8 protein-coding genes are annotated in these 10951 nt (G+C 58.0%); 7 read left to right on the forward strand and 1 reads right to left on the reverse strand.

Going from position 1 to position 10951, the window contains the following annotated elements:
• The 7 genes from FM069_RS20720 to FM069_RS21750 all read left to right on the forward strand — a co-directional run.
• Positions 1-842: bacteriophage T4 gp5 trimerisation domain-containing protein (locus FM069_RS20720; protein ID WP_407681599.1), on the forward strand; the 842-nt coding region annotated here is incomplete at its 5' end.
• 9 nt (positions 843-851) lie between these two features.
• Entirely contained in the window at positions 852-2105 is a 1254-nt protein-coding gene (locus FM069_RS20725; RefSeq protein ID WP_143490310.1) for a DUF2169 family type VI secretion system accessory protein, read from the forward strand.
• A gap of 2 nt (positions 2106-2107) precedes the next feature.
• On the forward strand, positions 2108-2464 hold the full coding sequence (locus FM069_RS20730) for a DUF4150 domain-containing protein (RefSeq protein WP_143490311.1): 357 nt from the start codon (positions 2108-2110) through the stop codon (positions 2462-2464).
• 3 nt (positions 2465-2467) lie between these two features.
• Entirely contained in the window at positions 2468-7180 is a 4713-nt protein-coding gene (locus tag FM069_RS22115; RefSeq protein WP_143490312.1) for an RHS repeat-associated core domain-containing protein, read from the forward strand.
• Positions 7167-7775, forward strand: coding sequence for a hypothetical protein (locus tag FM069_RS20740; RefSeq protein ID WP_143490313.1), 609 nt, complete (start codon positions 7167-7169; stop codon positions 7773-7775). Before FM069_RS22115 ends, FM069_RS20740 begins: the two co-directional genes overlap by 14 nt.
• A gap of 533 nt (positions 7776-8308) precedes the next feature.
• Positions 8309-9295 (forward strand): RHS repeat-associated core domain-containing protein, encoded by a 987-nt coding sequence (locus FM069_RS21980; RefSeq protein WP_233282093.1) that lies wholly within the window; start codon positions 8309-8311, stop codon positions 9293-9295.
• Between the two features lie 2 nt (positions 9296-9297).
• Positions 9298-9726, forward strand: coding sequence for a hypothetical protein (locus FM069_RS21750; RefSeq protein WP_218570323.1), 429 nt, complete (start codon positions 9298-9300; stop codon positions 9724-9726).
• A 259-nt stretch (positions 9727-9985) separates the two neighbouring features.
• On the opposite strand, the gene FM069_RS20755 is transcribed toward FM069_RS21750, so the two are convergent.
• Positions 9986-10945, reverse strand: coding sequence for an alpha/beta hydrolase (locus FM069_RS20755; protein WP_143490315.1), 960 nt, complete (start codon positions 10943-10945; stop codon positions 9986-9988).
• Positions 10946-10951: the final 6 nt, after the last annotated feature.

Consider the following 10951-nt stretch of genomic DNA (forward strand, 5'->3'; position numbering starts at 1 on the left):
TGTGGATTCACGCCGAGAAGAACCAGGACATCGAGGTCGAGCACGACGAGACCCACTGGGTGGGCAACGACCGGCGCAAGACCATCGACCGTGACGAGACGACCCAGGTCAAGCGCGACCGCACCGAAACGGTGGACCGTCACGAGACCATCACGGTGCATGGCAACCGCACGGAGGAAGTGGATGGCAACGAGAAGATCACCATCCACAAGAACCGCACCGAGGAAGTGGACGGCAACGAGAAGGTAACGGTGCACAAGAGCCGCACCAAGACCGTCGACAAGAACGAAACCGATGACATCGGCAAGAACTGGAAGATCGACGTCGGCCACAACAAGACCGAGACGGTGGGCATGGCCTATATGCAAAACGTCGGTCTAGGTCGGATGGAGAACGTCGGCCTCGGCTATAGCCTGAACGTGGGCATGCTCATGAATACCGTCGTAGGCATGAGCCAAAGCAGCCAGATCGGACAGAACAAGAGCACCAAGGTAGGGAAGCAATACACCCTGAGCGTGGGCGGGGGCGGTAGTTCCGCAGGCGTGAAAGCCAGTGCCGGTCAACCGGGTATGACAGGTGGGGCAGATACACCACCCATGGCCAAGAGTATGTTCGCTAGTTCGCCTTCGGGTGGCCAGGGCGGGGCCCCGGCTGCGAGCGGAGCGGGTTCGGGCGCCTCCGGCTCGAGCATCACCATGGACGGCGAAAGCATCACCTTGAAGGTGGGCAAGTCAACCCTGGTGCTGAAGGCGGACGGAAGCGTGACGATCAATGGCTCCACGTTCAACTTCGAAGCCAGCGGACCCGTGCAGATTTCTGGCAAAGACATCGATCTCAACTGAGTAGTGTCGATGGACTTCCATAATCTGACGCCCTTCGCAGCACAATGCTTCACCATGGCCGATAGCAAGGACCAGGAATATCGGGTCGCCGTGCTGAAGGTTGGCTATGCAATCGAGTGTCTGCCAGGGCAGACCCACGCACGTCTACGCGTGCTGGACCATGATCCGGTTTCCCTCTGCCTGACCGACGAATACTGGGGGCCTGTAGGTGAGACGAGCGTGAAGGAGGAGTCCGACCTGGCACCCTTCAAGCCACGCTGTGATGTCATCCTGCATGGATATGCCCATGCGCCGGGTGGCCAACCGGCCCGCGGCTGGCCTGTCAGGCTTCGTCTGAGTGAGCCTGCGGCTGAGCTAACAAAGGAGGGCGAAGTCCACCGAGTCCTTTTGGACAAGACCCTGGCAGTGCGTAGTCCTGGCATTTTTCGCGAAGGCCCGCTGGGCTGGAAATATGTTGCGGGCGATGCCGTTGCGCGGATTCCCCTACGCTGGGAGCAAACCTTCGGAGGGCATTGCCAAATACCCAACGAAGCCCATTCGCGCGACCCTCGCCAGCCCGAGTGGTTGTTGAACGAGGCATGCTATGCCAACCCTCTTGGTCAGGGTTGGTTGGAAAAGCGGTTCTTCCGCTTGCTGGAACGCACCAATCAACCTATTCCCAGGGTCTTGCCGGCTCCCAGCCTGTCCTATCCCGGCGAATGGCTGGACGAGCCTTGGATGGCGCATCAGCCTGAGGCCAACCTGCTTCCCAGGGGGATGGCCGAAGTAGCGTCTCGCTACCGCTATCGGCCGGCTGGCTTCGGTGTTGTGGGGCGCGCCTGGACGCCTCGTCTGCAGCGAGCTGGAACCTATGACGCGCGATGGCTCGCTGAACGTTGGCCACGTTTGCCGCAGGATTTCGACTTCGCCTACTGGAATGGTGCTCCGCTGGACCAGCAGATCGCCTGGCCCTCGCCTCGGGTACGAATCGAACTGTGGAACGTACTCGACCCCCGGTATTGCCTGGATGGCCATGTCAGTCTTGAGCTGCCGGGGCATCGGGCTTTCTTTCTGGCCTGGTTTGCAGGAGAGGTTCCGTTCCCCATACAGCCCGTCATCGACACGGTGCTGATAGACGGCGACCAGCGCCGGGTCAGCCTGACCTGGCGTTGCCTGATTCCCGCTGCGTTACCTGTACACCGCCTCGAAGCGCGTTTCGAAACCTCTCCGGAGGCGCCCTTGCTCAAGTGGGCGCAATCCACTGCCACTGCCAAGGAGGCCTGAACGTGGCCAAGAACGTCACCGCCCGTCAAGGTGAGGAATGGCTGGTCGTCAGCCTGTATCCCGATGTCTGCAAGACCCCCGTGGGCAGCAGTCTGCCCCCGGTACCCTACCCTGTGATCGCGCGGTTGAAAGATGCCGTGCAGATCGTACCGAGCGTCCATGCGAATTGTGACCCGCTGGTGGTTTTCAACCAAAGCAAGGTTCCCCAGACTCTGGGTGACGAGCCTGGCAAAGGAAAAGGCATCAAGAGCAAGACAGTGGGTGCTGTCTGTTATCCCAAGGATCACAGCTTTACGGTTCGGGCCGACGGCAAGTTCATTCTTCGTCACGATGACGAGTTCTGGATGAACGGGGCCTGATGTATGACGGATCGTTTGGTAATTACCGAAGTAGCGAGTGAGGCTGAGATCGCCGAAGCGGAAGCTGCGAGTCGCGGGTTCGAGTTACAGGATTTGGCTGAGCAGGAGGCTTATCTCGACGGCACCCAGGAAAAGATCGATCGCTTGAAAACCCTGGGTGCCGAAGCGGGAAACGAACAGGTCCTCGAAACAGCAGAGGCACATCAAACCTGGGTGAATGCGCAACGCGCCGAGCTCAGGCGCAAGCGTGCCGAGATCGAAGCCGCCCAGGCGGCAGCCGTGCAGTACAACACTGTGGGCAAGGTGACCGGCCAGACGCCGAGCCAGGCAGTCGATGCCCAGGAGGCCAACCCTGAAATCGATAATCGGAACTACCTTGAGCAGGCCAGGGATGGGGTCAAGGGCTCGATCGACGAATGGGTGGAGAGTACCGGTTACAACCAGGGCGCTATGGTGGCCGGCGCCATCGCCAGCGCCGCTGCCGAGGTCTTCATGCCTGAGGCTTACTGGGAGCTGATTCCCATTGGCAAGGTGGGCAAGATCCTGAAGAAGGCTGGGCAAGTTACCGGCGTCATCAAGGATGCCGAGAAGGCGGCGGAAGTCGGGCGCGATGCCAAGCGTTTACCTGAGGCAAAGAAAGAAACCGGCGGTCAGGTCAAGAAAGAACCTGAAGGCAAGGCAGATGATGCCTGCCTCAGCTGTGTCACGGTGCCAGGCACACAACCTGTCAACGCGCTGTATGGTGTGAAGCTGCTGGAGGGTGAATCGGAACTCGATTTCGTGTTGGAAGGCCCGTTGCCGCTGCACTGGCAGCGCACCTATGCATCCAGCAATGCGCGGCGCGGCTGGCTGGGACAAGGCTGGACTACGCCGCTGAGCTTCCGGTTGGAATGCCGCGCCAAATACATCGCTTATATAGATGGTCAGGGTCGTAAGGTTCGTTTTCCGCAATTGGCCATTGGGGAGCGTTTTTTCTCTAAATATGAGCACATCACCCTGCTACGTAGTGCTCGAGACCAATACGAGATCATCGTTGCGGATGGCTTGCGCATGGTGTTTGGCCTGGGTACACCGGATCGCCAACGGCTGGCATCTTTGGCGGACGTGCCGGGTGACCGGCCCCGTACCGATTCGCTGGTACTGCTGGGCTTCATCGACCCCAACCACAACCACCTGCGCCTGCATTACGCCGAAGATGGATTGCCTTATCACCTGGACACCAGCAGCGGTCGCCGGCTGGGTTTCCTCTTCGATCGCAGCCGCCCGCGGGAGCCGCGCCTGACCCATGTGGTAGAGCTGTTCGGCCAGCCCGATGCGGCCGGGCACTACCCGCGCGCGCAGCAGCAATGGCTGGTGGAGTACCGCTACAGCGCCGAAGGCGATCTCGTAGAGGTGCGCGACGGTCACGGACAGGTCTGTCGAACCTTTGCCTGGGCTAACCACATGATGGTTGAGCACACCGAACCCGGTGGATTGGTTTCGCGTTATACCTGGGATCGGTTACATCCTCGCGGCAAGGTGTTGAGTAATACGCTGGCGGGCGGACAGGCTTGGCGTTTCGCCTATCACGTCAAGGAGGGTTGGACTCAGGTTACGGATGCCGGTGGACGTGTAACTCGCTACCACTACGACTGCGACCATTACCTCACCGGGTTCACCGATGCCTTGGGGGGCTTCACCGAATACCGTCGTGATGGCTATGGGAACCTGTTGATGCAGGTCGATCCCAGCGGGCGTATCACACGTTTCGACTATGACCCTCTTGGCAACCTTACCTGCCTGATCCAACCGGACGGCGCGTCCTACCGCTTCACCTGGGACGAGACCTGGCGCAAGCCGGTGTCCATCACCGATCCGCTGGGCCGCACCACCCAATACCGCTACGACGCGCGCGGCAACCTGGTGGAGCTGGTCGAGCCGGACGGTGGCCGCACCGAGTACCGCCTGGATGCCCGTGGGCTGCCCACCGCGCTGGTGGACGCCCGGGGCGGCGTGAAGACCTTCGACTTCGATGCCCAGGGCCGGCTGCTGGGCTACACCGACTGTTCCGGCAGCCGCACCGGCTATGCCTACGACGCCCACGGCAACCTCGTCAGCGCGACCGATGCCCTGGGTCACACCACCCAGTACCGCTACACGCGGGTCAACCGGCGCTTCCGCCTGAGCCACGTGCGCCACGCCGATGGGGGCGAGGAGCGCTTCGCCTACGACCCGCTGGGGCGGCTGGTGGCGCACCACGACCCCCTGGGTCGGGCGACCCGCTACCGCCTGGACGCCGAAGGCCGACCCCTGGAGCGGATTGACGCCCTGGGTCACCGGCTGGGGTATCGCTACGACCTGCACGGCCGCTTGGCGACCCTCACCAACGAGAACGGCGCGCTGTACCGCTTTGCCTGGGACCCGTTGGACCGGCTGGTGGCCGAGCAGGGCTTCGACGGCCGGCGTATCGACTACCGCTATGATCCATCGGGTTACTTGTTGGAAAGCGCCGATGGCGTTCCCTTGGGAGCTGCGCTTCTCGGTGAAGGCGTTACCGCTTCGATCCTTCGTACACGCTATCAACGTGACGCCATGGGGCGGATGCTGGACAAGTACAGCCTCAAGCCAGACATCACCGGCCGGCCCCAGGTGGCCCACAGCCGCTACGCCTACGACGCCGCCGGGCAACTGGTGCGCGCACGCAACCGCCAGGCCCGGGTCGAGCTGTACTACAACCAGGGTGGCCGGCTGAGCCGGGAAGTGCTGCGCGGGCGCGGCGGGCAGTTCAGCGAACTGCAGCATCGCTATGACCTGCTGGGCAACCGCGAGGCCACGGTGCTGCCGGACGGTCGCACCCTCAACACCCTGACCTATGGCAGCGGCCACGTGCACCAGATCAACCTGGACTTCCAGACGATCTGCGACTTCGAACGCGACGCCTTGCATCGGGAAGTGGGCCGTAGTCAGGGGGCGCTGTTTACCCAGTACAGCCTGGATCCGCTGGGGCGGTTGTTGCAGAGCCAGGCGCGGCTGCAGCGCGAAGCCGCCGAGCCCCTGGTCGGGACCGGTGCCGACAGCCCGGCGAGCCAGGGCCAGCGCATCGCCCGGCGCTACCAGTACGACCTGGCGGGCCAGCTCACCGCCCTGAGCGACCGTCGCCAGGGCGTGACCCAATACGGCTATGACGCGTTGGGCCGGTTGCGAGCAGCGCTGTCGCCGCGCGGGGAAGAGCTGTTCGCCTTCGACCCGGCCCACAACCTGATGGAGCCGGACCAGGCGCAGCGGGAGGACGTGCGGGCCCGCAAGACCCAGTGGACCGAGGAGGAATGGACGGCCTACGTGCAGGCCAACCTGGACAACCCCGACTTCAACCCGCTGCTGACCCCGGCCGAGGCGGCCTCCGACCCCAGTACCTGGGGCGAGAACCGGCCGAACCGGCTGCGGGTGTGGCAGGAGCACCGTTACGCCTACGACACCTGGGGCAACTGCATCGAGAAGAAATCCGGGCCGAACCAGGTACGGCACTTCGAGTGGGACGCCGAGCACCAGCTGAGCCGGGCCACCATTCGCAGGAGCAATGGCCGCTTCGTCCACCAGGAACGCTGGGGCTACGACTACGACCCCTTCGGGCGGCGGATCGCCAAGTACCGGCTCGACCGCAACAGCACCCGCTCGCCGCGTCCGTGGCAGGACCCCGACGCCCGCCACTTCGCCTGGGACGGCAACCGGCTGCTGATGGAGCGACAAGGGCAGCGACAGAGCCTATACGTGTATGAGGCGGCGGACAGCTTCGTGCCCCTGGCGCTGGTGCGCAGCGAAGGCACTCTTCCGACTCCCGAGGAGGACATCCCGCTGCCGGCGGAGTGGCTGGCCCTGAAGGACCTGCATCCGGAGCAGTGGGCGGCCACCACGGGCGCGCTGCAGCGCAAGATCGAAGCCAAGCGCCAGGCGAAGCGGGAACGGCTGGGCCGCAGTGACGACGTCGAAGCCAAAGGCGACCACGGCCCGGCGGAAATCCTCTACTTCCACACCGACCACCTGGGCACGCCGCGGGAGCTGACCGACGACGTCGGCCGGATCGTCTGGTCGGCGACCTACAAGGCGTGGGGCAACGCCGACATCGAGCATCCTGCGCAGCCGGTACGGCGCGTAGTGGGCAACACCCAGCTCGAGGCCTGGGAGGCGACGAGCGACCCGGTGCAGCAGAACCTGCGCTTCCAGGGTCAGTACTTCGACGGTGAGACGGGCCTGCACTACAACCGCTTCCGGTACTACGACCCGGATATCGGGCGGTTTGTGAGCCAGGATCCCATTGGGCTAGCGGGTGGAATCAATAATTACCAGTACGCGCCGAACCCGGTGATGTGGATTGATCCGCTGGGGTTAAGCGGTGAAAAGGTTGTAGCTACAAAAAATAGACGTGAAGCATTAAATAAAGCCAGTGATCATGCAAAGGTACCGCGTGTAAGTAAAGGTGGTACGGAATATAAAATGGGTGACTTAAACGAAAAAAGTAGAGGAGGTAATTGTAATTGCCTTAAGCAAATGGGGGTTGATAGCCTAGGTAGATATGATGAAAAAACGGGTGCTGAATTTTTTGATCATCCTGATGGACACCCAGATATGACAGGGCCTGGCCAGCCAATTCATCACAAGTCTCCTCACGTTCATGCAAAAAACGGTAAAGGGGAGAATTTAATTTTTACATATCCAGGAGTGAAAAATGGATTGCAGTAAAATTTATATTTACACTGATTTTTTTAAGGATTTTAATGGTTCAGAAAAGATTCTGAAAAAACCAGCTGCTCAAGGAGATAGTTACAGCTATATTTCTTTTCAAAGCGAAAAGGGGGAGATGGGTTTTTTCAGTTCAGATATTGGAAAGATGATATGCGATAATATATACGCTGAGTGCATCTGTGTTGACACAAAAAAGAGAAAGATTAGTCTCTATGAGGATGGGGGAGCATCTAGTATTTTAATAAGGCCTAAGGGAAACGTATTGATAGATTTGGTTGAAACCTATAGGGGTTATATTTTGGATATGAAGAAATACGAAGTGATTAAAAGAAAAAGGTTTGTTGAGAGACCAAGTAGTCATATTTTTGATGAAGTGTTTTTGGAAGAAAAGTGGAGTGGATTTTTTTATGATTTCATTATGGAAAACAGTTGGTATGTCTTAGAGAAGAACCGTTCCGGTGAGCACGGCCAAATATCTTTTGAGTCATATACCAGGAATCAAGAAATTTTGGATAGCGATTTGAAGAGTTTTTGCTGTGGTTCTTCAGAGTTTGTTTATGTCGATTCTTTTTTGAAGATACCGTTTGATTAAATTTTTCGAGGAGTTGTGGGTAAAATTGAGTGTTCTGAATAATTAAGTAAGAATTTAATAATATTTTTCTCCTTCGAATGCCATGAGCTAATGCTTGCAGCTGGGTGAGATGTTTTTCCAGAATATTTTTGCTAAATTTATCAGTGGTGTTCCAATAATATTATATTTTAATGTGTTGCTTAATTAATCTGCTATTAATTTCTTTTTATTACCTCTGCAGTTTAAAAGGAAAAATTTGCCAGTTCGATTAAGGTGTATGCGGGATATCATCAGTCAAGAGCAGATAGCCTTTAATTTTAGGATTTCGAGTGGGTCGCTGAGCACTGGCTGAGCCGGGCGACGATCAAAATGCGCAAGGATGGCTTCTTACATGTCGAGCACTAGGGCTACGATTACGATCTTTGGTCGACGCATCCCCAAGTACCAGTTCGACCGCAAGGGCATCTGTTCGCCACGCGCCCGGCAGGTCCCTGACGCCAGCTTATCTCATCTGGAGCGGCAACCGACTGCTGATGGAACGGTAGAGCCTGTACGTGTCTGAAAACTTTGTGCCCCTGGCGCTGGTGCGCAGCGAAGGCACTCTTCCGACTCCCGAGGAGGACATCCCGCTGCTGGCGGAGTGGCTGGCCCTGAAGGATCTGCATCCGGAGCAGTGGGCGGCCACCACGGGTGCTCTGCAGCACAAGATCGAAGCCAAGCGCCAGGCGAAGCGGGAGCGGCGGGGCCGCGGCGACGAAGCTGAACCCCGAGACGACCACGGCCCGGCGGAAATCCTCTACTTCCACACCGATCATCTGGGCACGCCCCGGGAGCTGACCGACGGAGGCGGCCGGATCGTCTGGTCGGCGACCTACAAGGCGTGGGGCAACGCCAACATCGAGCATCCTGCGCATCCGGTACGGCGCGTAGTGGGCAACACACAGTTCGAGGCCTGGGAGGCGACGAGCGAGCCGGTGCAGCAAAACCTGCGTTTCCAGGGTCAGTACTTCGACGGTGAGACGGGTCTGCACTACAACCGCTTCCGGTACTACGACCCGGATATCGGACGGTTCGTGAGCCAGGATCCCATTGGGCTAGCGGGTGGGATCAATAATTACCAGTACGCGCCGAACCCGGTGGGATGGATTGATCCACTCGGTCTAAATAAGATAAATGAATGCAAATGCGATTTAGTTGGTGAGAATTGGAAGTTCGATCCAGAAAAAGATATTGATTTAAGAGGTACGGGAAAAAAATACAAAGACGGACTAGATGAGGCCTTTAAAAAAACTGGTGTTTCGCGAAGTGATTTTGAAGTGGTGAAGTGGGGTAAGGATGAATACGGTAAAACTATTCCAGTAGAATGGTCAGGGCCTGGAGGAGCTAACGTGAATATGGATATCCCCGCATGGAATAATAAAAAAACTAACGGCTCTATGGGTGAAGGACCGCACGCGCCTCATATTGGTTACCAGACTCCTGGTAAGCCTAGAACTCGTGGTCATGTGTTTTTAGACCATATACCAGCAACTAGGAGGTGATTGTGCATAAATTAAGCAGCGCTATTTATGTTTTGGAAAATGCCAGAGCTCTTGGGGTGGAGGTAATTCTTTTGCCTGAAAGCACAAGTCATAATTTAATTAAGGAAGTTTTTGAGAAATTCAAGCCCTGGAAAACTACAGGGCATCTACAATTAGGTGGTGAGTGTGCAAAAATTCCAACTGATGAACATGAAGGAACATTTACCAATCATCTTCGAGAGGAAAAAGCTTATGTATTTTTTGAGCAAAATTATATAAATAAGAACATAGTACTGTGCTTTTCTGATGTTCGGAAAATTTCCCTAGTTATAAAGGAATGCCCTGGAATGGAATATTTCATAACAAATGAGAGTTTGAGTTATTTAGTGGCTGTAAATTGGTATACTATAGAAATCTCCGGAGGAATAAATCTGCCTAGCTCGAAGGTGTAACTTTAGTTGTAATTTATTAGTGTCCAGATCTTGATTTATGATGATTTTTTCCGGTCGCTAATGATTCAGCGGAATCTGCCAGATCGGTGCAGGAGGAACAATAACAGTTTACAGTCTATAAATTGCATAATGAGCAGTCTGGTTCTCCTCTCATACTCATCTCATCAGACCCAATCACCCAATAGGGCAAGAATCGGCCGAACCGGCTGCGGGTGGATGATCTCCACCGAGAAGAACGTGGCTCTCTCTTTCTCACGCCTCATCTCATCTGCCTTATCACCCATCCCATCAACCCCCGCTGCAATTCCTCGACTTCCGCCACAAGCCCAGCCATGCGCATGTAGTCATGGGTCAGGCCGTGCTGGGTGTCGAGGTGGAGAACGTTGCCCGCGTCGCGCAGGCGCTGGGCGTAGGTGAGGCCTTCGTCGTGGAGGGGGTCGTATTCGGCGAGGCCGAGGTAGGTGGGGGGAAGGTCGTGGAGGGTGTCTGCTAGCAGGGGGGAGACGCGCCAGTCTTCGCGATCGGCCGGGTTGGGCAGGTAGTGGTGGTAGAACCAGTCGAGGGTGTCGGTTTCCAGTAGGTGACCTTCCGCGTAGCGCGCGTGGGAAGGGCGTTTGCAGGAGACGTCGGTGACGGGGTAGAGCAGGACCTGGGCACGGGGGCGCAGGGCCAGGGTGGCAGGGTGGTGGCAGGCGTGCAGGGTGAGCACGGTCGCCAGGGTAGCGCCGACGCTGTCGCCGCCGAAGGCGGTACGAGCGGGGTCGAGTCCGAGGTTACGTGCCTGCTCGGCCAGCCAGTTGGCACCATCCAGGGCATCCAGCACGGCGGTCGGGAACGGCCATTCCGGCGCCAGCCGGTAGTCCAGGGCGAGGATCGCGCAGTCGCCGGCCTGGGCCAGGCGCCGGCACAGTGCATCGTGGGAGTCGAGACTGCCCACCACGTAGCCGCCACCGTGGAAATACAGCAGCACGGGTTGCGCATCGGGGGCAGCGGATTTCCGGTACAGGCGTGCTTGCAACGGATGACCGTCCCGCGCCGGATAGCGGTGGGTCGTGACGTCCAGGTCCTGGGGGGGATCGCCGTCCAGCAGAGGCGAGGTCTGCTCGAATTCGGCTCGTGCCTGCTCCACTGGCAGCCGTGACATGGGTTGGCTCTTGCCGCTCAGGCGGCTGAGTTCGGCGAGTTCGAGAAAGGCTTCGACGTCGGGATGAAGGGGCATCGGGAA

It is taken from the genome of Pseudomonas mangiferae (assembly GCF_007109405.1).
GTDB classification, from domain to species: Bacteria; Pseudomonadota; Gammaproteobacteria; order Pseudomonadales; family Pseudomonadaceae; genus Pseudomonas_T; species Pseudomonas_T mangiferae.